The 14460-nt window shown below is 55.9% G+C and carries 6 protein-coding genes, 3 tRNA genes and 3 rRNA genes; 3 read left to right on the forward strand and 9 right to left on the reverse strand.

The window, feature by feature from the left end; translation table 11 throughout:
* The first annotated feature begins 17 nt into the window (after positions 1 to 17).
* Entirely contained in the window at positions 18 to 1061 is a 1044-nt protein-coding gene (locus tag HB779_RS22605; protein ID WP_188346205.1) for an LLM class flavin-dependent oxidoreductase, read from the forward strand.
* A gap of 38 nt (positions 1062 to 1099) precedes the next feature.
* Complete coding sequence (locus HB779_RS22610; protein WP_188346206.1) at positions 1100 to 2035, forward strand: ABC transporter substrate-binding protein; 936 nt, start codon at positions 1100 to 1102, stop codon at positions 2033 to 2035.
* 55 nt (positions 2036 to 2090) lie between these two features.
* Here the strand turns inward: HB779_RS22610 and HB779_RS22615 are convergent, their stop codons facing one another.
* The 3 genes from HB779_RS22615 to HB779_RS22625 are packed head-to-tail and all read right to left on the reverse strand — an operon-like array spanning position 2091 to position 6539.
* Complete coding sequence (locus tag HB779_RS22615; RefSeq protein ID WP_188346207.1) at positions 2091 to 4490, reverse strand: aldehyde dehydrogenase family protein; 2400 nt, start codon at positions 4488 to 4490, stop codon at positions 2091 to 2093.
* A gap of 11 nt (positions 4491 to 4501) precedes the next feature.
* A complete protein-coding gene (deoC, locus tag HB779_RS22620) occupies positions 4502 to 5491 on the reverse strand; it encodes a deoxyribose-phosphate aldolase (protein WP_244642827.1) in 990 nt (329 codons plus the stop codon).
* A gap of 52 nt (positions 5492 to 5543) precedes the next feature.
* Positions 5544 to 6539: a sugar-binding transcriptional regulator gene (locus HB779_RS22625; protein WP_188346209.1), complete on the reverse strand. Its 996-nt coding sequence runs from the start codon at positions 6537 to 6539 to the stop codon at positions 5544 to 5546.
* Between the two features lie 189 nt (positions 6540 to 6728).
* Between HB779_RS22625 and HB779_RS22630 the strand changes: the two genes are divergently transcribed.
* Entirely contained in the window at positions 6729 to 7661 is a 933-nt protein-coding gene (locus tag HB779_RS22630) for a threonine/serine dehydratase (RefSeq protein WP_188346210.1), read from the forward strand.
* 116 nt (positions 7662 to 7777) lie between these two features.
* Here HB779_RS22630 and HB779_RS22635 read toward each other — a convergent pair.
* The 6 genes from HB779_RS22635 to HB779_RS22660 all read right to left on the reverse strand — a co-directional run bounded on the left by HB779_RS22635 (position 7778) and on the right by HB779_RS22660 (position 13918).
* Positions 7778 to 7854, reverse strand: a tRNA-Met gene (locus HB779_RS22635).
* Between the two features lie 301 nt (positions 7855 to 8155).
* Positions 8156 to 8270: ribosomal RNA gene (gene rrf, locus HB779_RS22640) — 5S ribosomal RNA — on the reverse strand.
* A gap of 216 nt (positions 8271 to 8486) precedes the next feature.
* Positions 8487 to 11462 (reverse strand): 23S ribosomal RNA (locus tag HB779_RS22645).
* Between the two features lie 419 nt (positions 11463 to 11881).
* A tRNA-Ala gene (locus tag HB779_RS22650) sits at positions 11882 to 11957 on the reverse strand.
* A 109-nt stretch (positions 11958 to 12066) separates the two neighbouring features.
* A tRNA-Ile gene (locus HB779_RS22655) sits at positions 12067 to 12143 on the reverse strand.
* Positions 12144 to 12433: 290 nt separating this feature from the next.
* Positions 12434 to 13918 (reverse strand): 16S ribosomal RNA (locus HB779_RS22660).
* The 16S, 23S and 5S rRNA genes sit together here with 3 tRNA genes alongside, the layout of an rRNA operon.
* Positions 13919 to 14460: the final 542 nt, after the last annotated feature.

Raw genomic sequence — 14460 nt, forward strand, 5'->3', positions numbered from 1 at the left:
CACGCAAGGTTCGTTCGATGACACATCCCTCCATCAACCATATCGGTTTCCTGACGCCGGGAAATTATCGCGATGATGATCCGCATGAAGGACTGGAGAACACACTCCGGCTGCTTGAGTACGGCGAGACATTGGGCTTTGACAGTGGCTGGGTGCGGCAACGGCATCTGGAACACGGCATATCCTCGGCCGGAGTTTTTCTGGCAGCCGCCACCCAGCGCACCAGCCGTATTCAGCTGGGAACCGCCGTTATCCAGATTGGTTATGAAAGCCCCTACCGGCTGGCCGAGGACCTTTCCACTGTCGACGTGCTGTCGCGCGGTCGTCTCAATATCGGTTTGAGCGCGGGCACACCGGCCCATGCGGAGCTGTTGGGACCACTGGTCTTCGACGGCAACTGGAAGGACCATGATCTGTCGCATGAACGGGTGATCCGGTTTGCCAACAATCTGCGCGGCGAATTTCTCGCTGATCCCGAAACATTTATTGCCACACCGGGCGGGCCGCAACGCCCGCGCCTGCAGCCGCATGCTGCGGGGCTGGCCGACAGGATCTGGTATGGCGGCGGATCGCTGCGCTCCGTGGGATGGGCCGGCAAAAACGGCTTCAACCTGATGATCGGCAATGTCACCGCAGGTGAGAACACCGATGATTTCTATGAAGCGCAGTCACGCCAGCTCGACGCCTATCACGAGAACCTCGGCAATATTTCCCGGCGTGTATCGCTGGGCCGCGTCATCGTGCCAACCGACAGTGCCGACGCAGCCACCCGAAAGAAATATACCGACTATGCCGCCGGACGCTATCAGCGAACGCTGAAACCGCAAGGCGACCGCCGTACCCTGTTTCCGCAGGATCTCGTAGGCACCTCGGAGCAGATTCTGGAGCACCTGTTCAAAGATCCCATCCTCGCGCGCGTCGGGGAATTGCGGCTCGAACTTCCCTACGAATTCCAGCAGCACGAATATGAACAAATCCTGTCTGACTTTGTCACCCATATCGCTCCCGAACTCGGATGGAACAGTCCGCCGGTGCGCATCAGTGCGGGGGCACGGCGCTAAATATCAACACTCAACAAACCATGCTTAAGGGGTTATCCATGACATACAGACCAAGACTAGTATCCTTCATTGCGGGTGCGCTGCTTGCCGCGACTGCCAGCGTTGCTTTTGCCGCCGGAGATGGTTTCGATCTCAGCCCGGACCAGAAAGACCGGGTGTGCGCGGAAAAGAACGAAAAGGCAATTGAAGCCGTATCCAAACATTTCAAATTCGTCAGTGACGGCAAGCTGACCATCGGGCTGCATCCGTCCAACCCGCCATTGAGCACCTACGCCAATGATGCCACGACCGTCGTTGGGTTTGACGTCGATCTGGCGCAGCTGGTGGCTGACAGTCTCGGGCGTGAGCTCGTGCTGGTGCCTGTGGCCTGGGCAGATTGGCCGCTTGGCCTCGAATCCGGCAAGTTCGACGCGGTCATTTCCAATGTGACCGTCACCGAACAACGCAAGGAAAAGTTCGATTTCTCCACCTATCGCAAGGATGAGCTTGGCTATTACGTCAAGGCGGACAGCGCCATCAAGGCGATCAAGGATCCCAAGGATATTGCCGGGTTGAAGGTCATCACCGATGCGGGCACCAATCAGGAGAAAATCCTGCTGGCCTGGGATAAGGAGAATGTCGACAAGGGCCTGAAACCGATCGAAGTGCAATACTACGATGATGATGCGGTGAAATATCTGGCGATTGAATCCGGCCGTGCTGATGTGGTGTTCAGCGTCAACGCAACACAGGCTTACAAGGCTGCGGTCAACGGCAAGACCAAGCTGGTGGGCACTGTCAGCGGCGGCTGGCCGATCACTGCCGAAGTTGCCGTGACTACCCGCAAAGGCAGCGGTGCGGCGGAAGGCATCACGACAGCGCTCAATGCAGTGATTGCTGACGGCAAATACAAGAAGGTGCTGGAGCGCTGGAACCTTGGTTCGGAAGCCATCGACAAGGCCTCGACCAATCCTCCCGGCCTGCCCAAGAGCTAAGACCGGATAACTATAAAAACCCCGCATCAGCGTGCGCCGATGCGGGGTTTTTGTTTTACTCGCCGTAAGGTACCCAGATATTCTTCACCTGAACAGCGCGGCGCAGATAGTCCTTACCTTGTCCCTGTTGGGTGTTCAGCCAGTCACGCTGACGGCCATTATTGACCCATGTAGCCTTCAGATTGCCGCATGAGGCCTTCTCAACCATGGCGCTGCCGTCTTTCGTACCGGCATACCACAGCGCGTCGACCTCATCGTGCTCGGCCAGTGTCTTGGCCAGAACGTCGCGTTCACCCGTGACAATATTGACCACGCCGCCCGGAACATCGGATGTATCGAGGACCTGATAGAGATTGGCCGCCAGCAGTGGATGCCTGGACGAAGGAACTGCCACAACCCGGTTACCCATGGCGATTGCCGGCAGCACGAGCGAGATGAAGGACAGCAACGGCTGATCATCCGGGCAGACAATACCGACAACGCCCCAGGGTTCATTCATTGCGAGCGTAACGTGGCGCGACTTGGTTGAATGCACCGCGCCATCATATTTGTCGGACTGAGCCGCATAGTAGAAAACCCGCCGCAATGCCGCAGCAAATTCTTCCGCTGCCGCCTTGGGTGAAACACCGGTGCTTTCCACCAGCAGCGCTTCGAACTCGGCCTGCCGGGCACTGAGATTTTCACCGAGGTAATACAGCACCTGCGCGCGGTTATGTGCCGTGACACCGCCCCATGAACCGGCTTTTGCCGCAGCTTCCACCGCATTGCGGATATCTTTGCGGTTGCCGATACCTGCCTGACCGATGATCTGACCGCCCTTGCCAATGACGGAATAACTATACCCGCCATCCGGCCTTGCCTGCTTGCCGCCAATATAGTTTTTGATGGTCCGGTCAATCAAACCTGCAGAGGCAATCTTCGCCTCGCCGTCCGGTGCAGCCGAGGGCTTGAATGCTGTTTCGGCCTTGCCTGCAGGCAAACGCTTTTCCCAGTCGGCGGTGAGATATTCGTAAAGGCCCTCGCGTCCGCCCTCACGGCCATAGCCGCTTTCACGGTATCCACCGAAACCGGCACCGGCGTCGAGCAGGTTGGTCGAGTTGATCCAGACGACGCCTGCCTTGACCCGTGCCGCCATATCGAGCGCCAGATTGATGTTTTCCGACCAGATCGAAGCTGCCAAGCCGTACTTGGTGTTATTGGCCAGCGCGATGGCTTCATCCGGGGTGCGGAAAGTCGTTGCGGTGGCAACCGGCCCGAAAATCTCGACTTCGCAGACGGTCGAGGCTGGTTCTACATCGGTGAAAAAGCCTGGTGCAAAGAACGCTCCCTTGGCAGGCAGCTTGACCGGCGCCTGCCAGAGCGTGCCGCCCTCGGCTTTGCCCTGTTCGACGAGGGATGTGATACGCTTCAACTGACCCTTGGAGACGATAGCGCCGACATCCATGGTCTTGTCGAGCGGATCGCCGACCCGCAATGTTTCCATGCGCTTACGCAACTTGGTATAAAAATGCTCGGCAATGCCTTCCTGCACAAGAATGCGCGAACCGGCACAGCAGACCTCGCCCTGATTGAACCAGATGGCATCGACCACGCCTTCTATAGCGCCATCAAGATCGGCATCTTCAAAGACGATGAACGGCGACTTGCCGCCCAGTTCCAGCGACAGTTTCTTTTCCGAACCGGCAATCTGTTCGCGGATGATGCGGCCAACTTCGGTCGAGCCGGTGAAAGCTACCTTGTCGATACCATCGTGACCGCAGATCGCTGCACCGGTCGCGCCATCGCCATGCACGATATTGACCACGCCCGCAGGTAGACCAATCTCATGACAAATCTCGGCAAAAGCAATGGCGGTGAGCGGTGTCAGTTCTGCCGGTTTGAGCACCACGGTGTTGCCCGCAGCGAGCGCCGGGGCAATCTTCCACGACAGCATCAGCAGCGGGAAATTCCATGGGATTACCTGTCCGCAGACACCGACCGGCGAGAAGCCTTCGAATTCTGTCTCCACCATCTCGGCCCAGCCGGCATGGTGGTAGAAATGCCGGGCGACCAGTGGAATATCGATATCGCGGGTTTCGCGGATCGGCTTGCCATTGTCCATGGTTTCCAGCACGGAGAAAAAGCGTTCGCGCTTCTGAATGTGACGGGCAATCGCATAGAGATATTTGGCGCGTTCATGCCCGGATAATTTTGACCACTTGCCAAACGCCGAGCGCGCGGCCTTCACAGCTGCATCCACATCCGCGTCAGTGCCGTGAGCGACCTTCGCCAGTATGGTATCATTGGCCGGATTGATCACAGCAAACGTGTCATGGCCTTCGACGCTGGTGAACTTGCCATTGATGAAATGGCCAAATCCCGTAGCGTTGGCATCAAGCCAATTCTGGACGTCGGTGTTGCTTTCCGGTGCGGGGCCATATTCCATGGTGCGAAGAATATCCTTGATCTGTCCCATGTCTTTCTTCCTCAAGCAAGCGCGTGGCGCGAAGATGCGGCGTAGCGGCCTGTCACATAATGTTCGAGCTGCCGTTCGATATCACCCAGCATTGAGCTGGCTCCAAGCCGGAACAGGTCCGGCTGCATCCATGGCAGTCCCAACTCTTCCTTCATCAGGATCAGCCAGTTCATGGCATCCTTGGCGGTCTTCATGCCGCCTGCAGGCTTGAAACCCACGATTTGACCGGAGAGCTCGCCGTAATCACGCAGTGCACGCAGCATGATCAAACTGACAGGCAGCGTTGCATTGACATCTTCCTTACCGGTTGAGGTCTTGATGAAATCCGCTCCGGCCTGCATGGCAACCATGGAGGCGCGATAGACATTGCGCAGCGTGTTCAAATCGCCTGTCGCCAGAATAGCCTTCATATGCGCATCGCCGGAGGCCTCACGCATCTGGGCAATCTCGTCATAGAGGGCCGGCCAGTTCTGGGTCAGAACGTGCTCGCGCGTAATGACGATATCGATCTCTTTGGCACCCTCGCCCACGGCATAGTGGATTTCCGCCAGCCGCTGGGGCAGCGGGGTCAGGCCAGCCGGGAAACCGGTGGCAACAGACGCAACGGGAATGCCTGAGCCTTCCAATGCCTTGACTGCATGCTGGACCATTGTCGGATAGACGCAAACGGCACCCGTTGTGATATTTGCATCGGCAAGGCCGAGCGCTTCGAGAATGTCATCGCGCACCGGCTTTTTCGCCTTGGCGCACAAACGCCGGACACGGCCAGCCGTATCGTCACCAGCAAGGGTTGTCAGATCGATGCAGGTGATCGCCTTAACCAGCCAAGCCGCCTGATATTCCTTCTTCACGGTGCGCCGCGTGGTCAGGGTCGCCGCACGGCGTTCCGTCGCCGAGCGGTTGACCGCAATATCCTCGAACCAATCCGGCAGGAGGTTTGTGCCCGTGTTGCGCGCATGGGAATGCGGTGCCAGCACATCGGTTTTCCTGGCGATCGTCATATCCTGTGTGTTCATTCCCGTTCCTTCCTGTAATTCATATGGCCCATCGGCATCACGCACCGCTGGCGAGGCCAAGGGCATACTGCGCCGTATCTTCATCGGTAATGATGACCGAGATATATCCGGCTTTCAGTGCCGCGGCAGCAACCGCGTGCTTGTCTTCACCGGCGGCAACACCAATCGAAAGCTGCTTGTCCCGGAGATGATCAAGCTTCATGCCGACTGTGCGCGCATTGATGGCCTCGTCAATGATTTGGCCATCCGTACCGACAAACCGCCCGAGTATATCACCCACTGCGCCCGCGTCCTTCAGCCGGTCGATATCGGCTTCCTCGAGATAACCGTTGCTCAGATGCACCGATTGGTGATTGATGCCGCCCATACCGAAGCAAACGACTTGGCTTTCTATCGCAAGCTTCAACACCCGCGCGATAATCGGATCGTCTTCGAGCACCTCCCGCGTGCTGCTTTTGCCAACGATCGCCGGCACCGGCAAGAGGCTTGCCATGCCGCTGCCGGCCCTTGCGAACTCTTCGGCAACCGAACCCAGATGCGTTGATGTCGAATGGAGATGCGTGGCGCCATTGACCAGAACGACATGCACGCCCGGATTCCAGTTGTTCGGCAGAAAGCGTGCGACGGCCGACATGGTACGGCCCCAGGAAACGCCGATCAGCTCGGGTTTCGGATTGAGCCCGGCCAGATAGGCTGCTGCCGCCTGGGCAACGCGCTCCATCAACAGGAGCGAATCGATTGCATTGCCTGCGGGTACGACGATCGCATCCTTGAGACCGAAAGCCTGTTGCAACTGCAACTCAAGATCGGTCCGGCGCAATGAACGCGGCAGGATCTCGATGCGGACAATGCCCAGTTCCTTGGCTTCGGTCAAAAGCCGCCCGACCTGCCAGCGCGTCAGTCCAAGCTCCGTCGCAATGTCGCCCTGAGTTTGCTCAAGGTCATAATAAAGCTTGGCAGCACGCACCATCAGGTGCTCGCGCTGCTCGTCCGAAGGAAGCCTGATCGAAGGGTGAAGACGAACTTCATTCATGCCCGGTTGCCGCCCCATTCATTACGATACCAACAAATGTTGATATCTTGCTCTTTTGTGATTTTCTAACATTCTGATGGGCACAAGTCAATGCGGACAGATTGAGCCACATAACAATCGGAGTTGCGCTCTTGCCTTCTGCCTAATCGCCGCTCTAGTCTCTGCATTCCTTCCCCCGCGAGACATCCCATGCCCATTACACCTGAAGAGATTGCCGAGACTGAACGGCTAATCCGCCCGCATATACGCCGCACGCCGGTTTTATCCGTGAATATGAGCGAATTTGGTCGCGACGCGCTTCCCGTGGAGCTCAAACTGGAATGCCTGCAGCACTCCGGTTCGTTCAAGGCACGCGGCGCCTTTACCAATCTCCTGACAAGACCGGTCCCATCAGCCGGTGTCGCCGCCGCGTCCGGTGGCAATCATGGTGCGGCTGTGGCCTATGCGGCCATGCGGCTTGGCGCAGCAGCGACCATCTTCGTTCCGACAGTCACCTCGCCCGCAAAAGCCGAACTCATTCGCAGTTATGGCGCGCATATCGTCATCGGCGGTGAACGCTATGCCGATGCTTTGGCAGCGAGCGAGACATTTGTGCGGGAATCCGGAGCCATGGCCATTCATGCCTTCGATCAGCCGGAAACGTTGCGTGGACAAGGCACACTCGGCCAGGAAATCGAGACTGATCTTCCCGCCATTACCACGCTTCTGGTTGCGGTTGGCGGCGGCGGGCTTATTGGTGGTATCGCGGCTTGGTTTGCGGGTCGCATCAAGATTGTCGCCGTTGAACCTGACGGAGCTCCGACATTGCATGACGCGTTGAAGGCGGGAAAGCCCGTGGACGCCCCGGCCGGAAGTATAGCAGCCGATTCGCTTGCGCCGAAACGCGTCGGAGAACTGATGTTTCCGATTGCCCAAGATTTCGTTCAGGAATCCGTGCTGGTTACGGATGCTGCCATCCGCGCCGCACAGACCGCCCTTTGGGAAAAGGTGCGGATCGTTGCCGAACCCGGCGGCGCAACGGCTTTTGCCGCACTCCTGTCGGGAGCATATGCTCCGGCTCCAAACGAGCGTGTCGCCGTGCTCGTTTGCGGAGCCAATACGACAGCCGTCAAATTCGAGTAGTTTAACACTAACCATACCCTTAAACGGCAAAAACCCCGCGGTGGCGGGGTTTTGTGTATTTGGCTCTGCATTTCATGAGGCGTTTGGGAAGCTGGTTGATTGTCCGGGAGTTTGGTTGGTTGCGGGGACAGGATTTGAACCTGTGACCTTCAGGTTATGAGCCTGACGAGCTACCGGGCTGCTCCACCCCGCGCCACCATATCCGGCCTGTGCCGGTTTGCAGCCCGGATATTTCCGTTTGTCCGTCCTCGAAGCTGAAGGGCTTCTGCGGTCGGACGGGGATGCTGCTCCACCCCGCGCCACCAAGCGGCGATTGCCGCTTTTTCTGTCTTTCGACAGGAAGTTTTTGCCTTGCGGCGCTGTGCTTTTGGTTTTCCGGTTTTGTAAGGCTTATCTTACTTTAGCTGGTCTGCAAAAGCAAAAGGCCGCTTTGGGGGCGGCCTGATTGGGTTGTATGGAATTGGTTATGTGTGATTTCATGTTGCGCTTTGCAGACCTGGCAGCGACCTACTCTCCCGCGTCTTGAGACGAAGTACCATTGGCGCTGGAACGTTTCACGGCCGAGTTCGGAATGGGATCGGGTGCAGCCGCTCCGCTGTAACCACCAGGTCAGCAAAGAGCAACGATGAAAGAGAAGCTGGTTTTGTTGTCGTTTCGATATGGACAATTATCGCGGCGTTGTGTGTTTCCCCTGAGATTTCAGGAGAAGCACCCCTCAGACCGCTAGGTCGTCCGAAGGCCCTCGCGGAGCATAGGGTCGAAGACCCGCTCATGCGTGAGCGCCTTTAATTATCTGACTTTGTCAGATGGATATAAGTAATGAGAATGATCAAGCCAATCGAGCTATTAGTACCGGTAAGCTTCATGCGTTGCCGCACTTCCACACCCGGCCTATCAACGTGGTGGTCTTCCACGGCTCTGATAGGGAATACTCGTTTTCAGGTGGGTTTCCCGCTTAGATGCCTTCAGCGGTTATCCCGTCCGTATATAGCTACCCTGCTATGCGGCTGGCGCCACAACAGGTCCACCAGAGATACGTCCATCCCGGTCCTCTCGTACTAGGGACAGATCCTGTCAATATTCCTACACCCACGGCAGATAGGGACCGAACTGTCTCACGACGTTCTGAACCCAACTCACGTACCGCTTTAAATGGCGAACAGCCATACCCTTGGGACCTGCTCCAGCCCCAGGATGCGATGAGTCGACATCGAGGTGCCAAACAACCCCGTCGATATGGACTCTTGGGGGTCATCAGCCTGTTATCCCCGGCGTACCTTTTATCCGTTGAGCGATGGCCCTTCCACGCGGGACCACCGGATCACTATGACCGACTTTCGTCTCTGCTCGACTTGTCAGTCTCGCAGTCAGGCGGGCTTATGCCATTGCACTCGACGACCGATTTCCGACCGGTCTGAGCCCACCATCGCGCGCCTCCGTTACTCTTTAGGAGGCGACCGCCCCAGTCAAACTACCCACCATACACTGTCCCGGATCCGGATAACGGACCGCGGTTAGACATCCATATAGGTAAGGGTGGTATTTCAAGGATGACTCCACCATGGCTGGCGCCACGGCTTCAAAGTCTACCACCTATCCTACACATGCCGACACGAATGCCAGTGTAAAGCTATAGTAAAGGTGCACGGGGTCTTTCCGTCTAACCGCAGGAACCCCGCATCTTCACGGGGAATTCAATTTCACTGAGTCTGCGTTGGAGACAGCGGGGAAGTCGTTACGCCATTCGTGCAGGTCGGAACTTACCCGACAAGGAATTTCGCTACCTTAGGACCGTTATAGTTACGGCCGCCGTTTACTGGGGCTTCGATTCAAAGCTTGCACCTCTCCTCTTAACCTTCCAGCACCGGGCAGGCGTCAGACCCTATACGTCGTCTTGCGACTTCGCAGAGCCCTGTGTTTTTGGTAAACAGTCGCTACCCCCTGGTCTGTGCCACCCTCACATACTTGCGTACATAAGGGTCACGCTTCTTCCGAAGTTACGCGTGCAATTTGCCGAGTTCCTTCAACGCAGTTCTCTCAAGCGCCTTGGTATTCTCTACCAGTCCACCAGTGTCGGTTTAGGGTACGGTCTATACGCGGGAGCTATTTCCTGGAACCGCTTCGAAGCCCTTCCAATCCAATAAGGAAGAACAACATACGCGATCCGTCACTACCCGCAGGCCCACGAATATTAACGTGGTTCCCATCGACTACGCCTTTCGGCCTCGCCTTAGGGGCCGGCTAACCCTGCTCAGATTAACTTTAAGCAGGAACCCTTGGACTTTCGGCGAGGGAGTCTCTCACTCCCTTTATCGTTACTCATGTCAGCATTCTCACTTCTGATACCTCCAAGAGCCCTCACGGGTCTCTCTTCAACGGCTTACAGAACGCTCCGCTACCACTCCCGGGAACCCGAAGGTTTCCAAGAATCCACAGCTTCGGTGTATGGCTTTAGCCCCGGTACATTTTCGGCGCAAAGACCCTTATTTAGACCAGTGAGCTGTTACGCTTTCTTTAAATGATGGCTGCTTCTAAGCCAACATCCTGGTTGTTTTGGGATCCTCACATCCTTTCCCACTTAGCCATAACTTAGGGACCTTAGATGGTGGTCAGGGTTGTTGCCCTCTTCACGACGGACGTTAGCACCCGCCGTGTGTCTGCCGATTAGTACTCTTCGGTATTCGGAGTTTGGTTAGGTTTGGTAAATCGGTGAGATCCCCTAGCCCATCCAGTGCTCTACCCCCGAAGGTATTCGATCGACGCTCTACCTAAATAGATTTCGCGGAGAACCAGCTATCTCCAAGTTTGATTGGCCTTTCACCCCTAGCCACAAGTCATCCCAATCTATTGCAACAGATGCGGGTTCGGTCCTCCAGTAAGTGTTACCTTACCTTCAACCTGCTCATGGCTAGATCACTTGGTTTCGGGTCTAATCCAACGAACTGAACGCCCTGTTCAGACTCGCTTTCGCTACGCCTACACCTACCGGTTTAAGCTTGCTCGTCAGACTAAGTCGCTGACCCATTATACAAAAGGTACGCTGTCACCCAGAACAAATCTTGGGCTCCAACTGTTTGTAGGCATTCGGTTTCAGGATCTCTTTCACTCCCCTTGTCGGGGTGCTTTTCACCTTTCCCTCACGGTACTGGTTCGCTATCGGTCATGCACGAGTACTTAGGCTTGGAGAGTGGTCTCCCCATGTTCAGACAGGATTTCACGTGTCCCGCCCTACTCAAGGACTTTTGTTCGCATTACGTGTACGGGACTATCACCCACTTCGGTCACCCTTTCCAAGGTGTTCCACTTGTCTCACAAAAGCCACTGGCCTGGTCCGCGTTCGCTCGCCACTACTTGCGGAGTCTCGTTTGATGTCCTTTCCTCCGGGTACTTAGATGTTTCAGTTCCCCGGGTTCGCTTCTAACCCCTATGTATTCGAAAGTTAGATACCTTATATTGATATCTAGAAAGTTGAAGTGTTCTCGCTAGTTGTAAGCGCTCACGCACGTACGCCCGTTCCGGGCTGTGCTCCGCGAGGCGGCCAAAAGTGGCCGGCGCGCAGTCGCGCTTGCGAAGCTTCGCTTCGTTCCATCCCCTCAAACCAATGAGGAAGAAGAAACAAGCTTGCGCTTCGCACAAGGTCCAACAGTTCAAATTTTCTAGATATCTAAGGTGGGTTTCCCCATTCGGAAATCGTCGGATCAAAGGGTATTCGCACCTCCCCGACGCTTATCGCAGCGTATCACGTCCTTCATCGCCTGTGCATGCCAAGGCATCCACCAAATGCCCTTAAGACACTTGATCATTCTCATTGCCAATATCCATCCTTGCCTTCACGAGCAATCTGTCTCCGTGGGGGGATACCAACGGACAACAAAACACTCAGCAACAATCGATTTGACAAAAAAGACCAGCTTCTCGAGATAAATTCGATGGCTCTGCGGTTAAGCGGCCAATCATAAGTATGGGGATTAATGAGCGCCCCATACGACATTATCCAGCGTTCACGGCCCGAAGGGCCTGCACTAAGCGCGCAGCAAGCTGCGACGACCTAGCGGTCTGTATTTGGAATACAAACCTGAACATCCGGAATAATCCGAACTTATCTTCTCTTCACAATTTCATACAGAACAGGCAACCGTCAGACCGAAGTCTAACAAGCTACAAACTTGGTTCTTCTCTCACATGATATTTGCCTTCGCATCGTCCATCTCCAAAACCTTTGGTGGAGGCGGACGGGATCGAACCGACGACCCCCTGCTTGCAAAGCAGGTGCTCTCCCAGCTGAGCTACGCCCCCGTAAAGGTAATCGAAGCAAAGCTTCGCAAGGCCAATCGGCCGTCGCGGCTTATGCCGCGTGCCCGCGCAGCACAGGTCCGAAGGACCGTATGTGCGTAAGCGATGGAAGTGGTGGGCCTGGGAGGACTTGAACCTCCGACCTCACGCTTATCAAGCGCGCGCTCTAACCAACTGAGCTACAAGCCCGAAAGCTATACTGGCTTTAAAGCGCCAATACAGCGCGCTAGCGCGTCGCGGCTCGTGCCGCGCCCCCGCGGAGCGCCAGCCCTGAAAGGGCGGTACGGCGCGCGAGCGCGTATCATGTGGAAGAAAGAGAAACGTAGGCGGCAGTCCCTGCATTGTATGCGCGACTGTCAGGCTGACTGGCCTGCAGTCTTTGTTCTAATAGAATGTCTATACTTGGTTCCGCTAGCTTATCCAAAAAGTCTTGCAACTTTTTGGGCAGCGGAACGGCCGTGATGAGCCATTCTCCTTAGAAAGGAGGTGATCCAGCCGCAGGTTCCCCTACGGCTACCTTGTTACGACTTCACCCCAGTCGCTGACCCTACCGTGGTTGCCTGCCTCCTTGCGGTTAGCACAGCACCTTCGGGTAAAACCAACTCCCATGGTGTGACGGGCGGTGTGTACAAGGCCCGGGAACGTATTCACCGTGGCATTCTGATCCACGATTACTAGCGATTCCAACTTCATGCACTCGAGTTGCAGAGTGCAATCCGAACTGAGATGGCTTTTGGAGATTAGCTCGACCTCGCGGTCTCGCTGCCCACTGTCACCACCATTGTAGCACGTGTGTAGCCCAGCCCGTAAGGGCCATGAGGACTTGACGTCATCCCCACCTTCCTCTCGGCTTATCACCGGCAGTCCCCTTAGAGTGCCCAACTGAATGATGGCAACTAAGGGCGAGGGTTGCGCTCGTTGCGGGACTTAACCCAACATCTCACGACACGAGCTGACGACAGCCATGCAGCACCTGTCACCGATCCAGCCTAACTGAAGGATACCATCTCTGGTAACCGCGATCGGGATGTCAAGGGCTGGTAAGGTTCTGCGCGTTGCTTCGAATTAAACCACATGCTCCACCGCTTGTGCGGGCCCCCGTCAATTCCTTTGAGTTTTAATCTTGCGACCGTACTCCCCAGGCGGAGAGCTTAATGCGTTTGCTGCGCCACCGAACAGTATACTGCCCGACGGCTAGCTCTCATAGTTTACGGCGTGGACTACCAGGGTATCTAATCCTGTTTGCTCCCCACGCTTTCGCACCTCAGCGTCAGTATCGAGCCAGTGAGCCGCCTTCGCCACTGGTGTTCCTCCGAATATCTACGAATTTCACCTCTACACTCGGAATTCCACTCACCTCTCTCGAACTCAAGACTACCAGTATCAAAGGCAGTTCCGGGGTTGAGCCCCGGGATTTCACCTCTGACTTAATAGTCCGCCTACGTGCGCTTTACGCCCAGTAAATCCGAACAACGCTAGCCCCCTTCGTATTACCGCGGCTGCTGGCACGAAGTTAGCCGGGGCTTCTTCTCCGGATACCGTCATTATCTTCTCCGGTGAAAGTGCTTTACAACCCTAGGGCCTTCATCACACACGCGGCATGGCTGGATCAGGCTTGCGCCCATTGTCCAATATTCCCCACTGCTGCCTCCCGTAGGAGTCTGGGCCGTGTCTCAGTCCCAGTGTGGCTGATCATCCTCTCAGACCAGCTATGGATCGTCGCCTTGGTAGGCCTTTACCCCACCAACTAGCTAATCCAACGCGGGCTCATCCATCTCCGATAAATCTTTCCCCCGAAGGGCGTATACGGTATTAGCACAAGTTTCCCTGAGTTATTCCGTAGAGATGGGTAGATTCCCACGCGTTACTCACCCGTCTGCCGCTCCCCTTGCGGGGCGCTCGACTTGCATGTGTTAAGCCTGCCGCCAGCGTTCGTTCTGAGCCAGGATCAAACTCTCAAGTTGAAAATTTGATATTGGCTATATTGGTCACGCTTGGATCAAAGCCGAAGCCTCAATCCGTTTGAATCGACGAGAACATATATACACCTTACATCCAGTCACTTCCCTAACTTGCAGGTTACCCTGCTCGTCACAAAAGCGCCTGAACGCATGTAACATCTTCTCTCGAAACGTGTCCGCCAAAGTATCTGTTGAACATCTTGCGATGTTCCGCAGGACCCTGCCGCCCACGTTTCTCTTTCTTCTGTATTCAATTTTCAAAGAACAGACCACGACCCTAAAGCCACCGTCAACCACCGGAACCAGCCGGCACAAGCTCAACCTCTTCGATCAACAATCCGGCATCTGTGCCAAACCGCCAACCCCCTCAAGGTCTGACCCGAAAGACCACCAGCTAAACCAGCGATCCCTTAAACAAACCGTCACTTGCGTAACAATCCGAAAACCTAAAACGAAAGCTTTCTTTAGGGCGCATTCAGCAACCGCCAGCGGCGCCCCGCCCTCGTTGTGTCGGTATATAGACCCCCCACTCCAAAACTGTCAAC

This window comes from Phyllobacterium sp. 628 (assembly GCF_014189505.1).
Lineage (GTDB): Bacteria > Pseudomonadota > Alphaproteobacteria > Rhizobiales > Rhizobiaceae > Phyllobacterium.

Coding starts and splice junctions, on each gene's coding strand:
- HB779_RS22630 (WP_188346210.1), top strand. CDS start 6,729: ATGCCCATTACACCTGAAGAGATTGCCGAGACTGAACGGCTAATCCGC.
- deoC (WP_244642827.1), bottom strand. CDS start 5,491: ATGACGATCGCCAGGAAAACCGATGTGCTGGCACCGCATTCCCATGCG.
- HB779_RS22625 (WP_188346209.1), bottom strand. CDS start 6,539: ATGAATGAAGTTCGTCTTCACCCTTCGATCAGGCTTCCTTCGGACGAG.
- HB779_RS22605 (WP_188346205.1), top strand. CDS start 18: ATGACACATCCCTCCATCAACCATATCGGTTTCCTGACGCCGGGAAAT.
- HB779_RS22615 (WP_188346207.1), bottom strand. CDS start 4,490: ATGGGACAGATCAAGGATATTCTTCGCACCATGGAATATGGCCCCGCA.
- HB779_RS22610 (WP_188346206.1), top strand. CDS start 1,100: ATGACATACAGACCAAGACTAGTATCCTTCATTGCGGGTGCGCTGCTT.